Source organism: Nonomuraea endophytica, assembly GCF_014203235.1.
GTDB classification, from domain to species: Bacteria; Actinomycetota; Actinomycetes; order Streptosporangiales; family Streptosporangiaceae; genus Nonomuraea; species Nonomuraea endophytica.
Window position 1 is genome coordinate 1 of the sequence record NZ_JACHIN010000040.1, and the last position, 1,273, is coordinate 1,273.

Here is a 1,273-nt window from a genome sequence, read left to right on the forward strand (position 1 = left end):
TGCTTTGTGGTCAAGTCCTCGGCCTATTAGTACCGGTCAGCTCCACACGTTACCGTGCTTCCACCTCCGGCCTATCAACCCCATCGTCTCTGGGGGGCCTTACCCACTCTCGTGGTGGGAGACCTCATCTCAAGGCGAGCTTCCCGCTTAGATGCTTTCAGCGGTTATCCCTTCCGAACGTAGCCAACCAGCCGTGCACCTGGCGGTACAACTGGCACACCAGAGGTTCGTCCGTCCCGGTCCTCTCGTACTAGGGACAGCTCCTTTCAAGTCTCCTGCGCGCGCAGCGGATAGGGACCGAACTGTCTCGCGACGTTCTAAACCCAGCTCGCGTACCGCTTTAATGGGCGAACAGCCCAACCCTTGGGACCTACTCCAGCCCCAGGATGCGACGAGCCGACATCGAGGTGCCAAACCATCCCGTCGATATGGACTCTTGGGGAAGATCAGCCTGTTATCCCCGGGGTACCTTTTAGCCGTTGAGCGACACCGCTTCCACATGCCGATGCCGGATCACTAGTCCCAGCTTTCGCTCCTGCTCGACCCGTCAGTCTCACAGTCAAGCTCCCTTGTGCACTTACACTCGACACCTGATTGCCAACCAGGCTGAGGGAACCTTTGGGCGCCTCCGTTACTCTTTAGGAGGCAACCGCCCCAGTTAAACTACCCACCAGACACTGTCCCCGATCCGGATCACGGACCAGAGTTAGACGTTCAAAACGACCAGAGTGGTATTTCACCAATGACTCCACCATCACTAGCGTGACAGCTTCCCAGTCTCCCACCTATCCTACACAAGACGTTCCAAACGCCAATGTCAAGCTGTAGTGAAGGTCCCGGGGTCTTTCCGTCCTGCTGCGCGTAACGAGCATCTTTACTCGTAGTGCAATTTCGCCGGGTCTGCGGTTGAGACAGCGGGGAAGTCGTTACGCCATTCGTGCAGGTCGGAACTTACCCGACAAGGAATTTCGCTACCTTAGGATGGTTATAGTTACCACCGCCGTTTACCGGCGCTTAAGTTCTCACCTTCGCACAGTTACCTGTGCTAAGCGGTCCCCTTAACGTTCCGGCACCGGGCAGGCGTCAGTCCGTATACATCGTCTTACGACTTCGCACGGACCTGTGTTTTTAGTAAACAGTCGCTTCCCCCTGGCCACTGCGACCCCCACCAGCTCCCAGAGCTAGTCTGATCACCAGCAGAGGTCCCCCTTCTCCCGAAGTTACGGGGGCAATTTGCCGAGTTCCTTAACCACAGTTCACCCGATCGCCTTAG

The 1,273-nt window shown here is 57.0% G+C and carries 1 rRNA gene (cut by a window edge); it reads right to left on the reverse strand.

Annotated features, from left to right (window positions below):
- Positions 1-6: 6 nt before the first annotated feature.
- Positions 7-1,273 (reverse strand): 23S ribosomal RNA (locus HNR40_RS53385) (it continues 1,784 nt past the right edge of the window).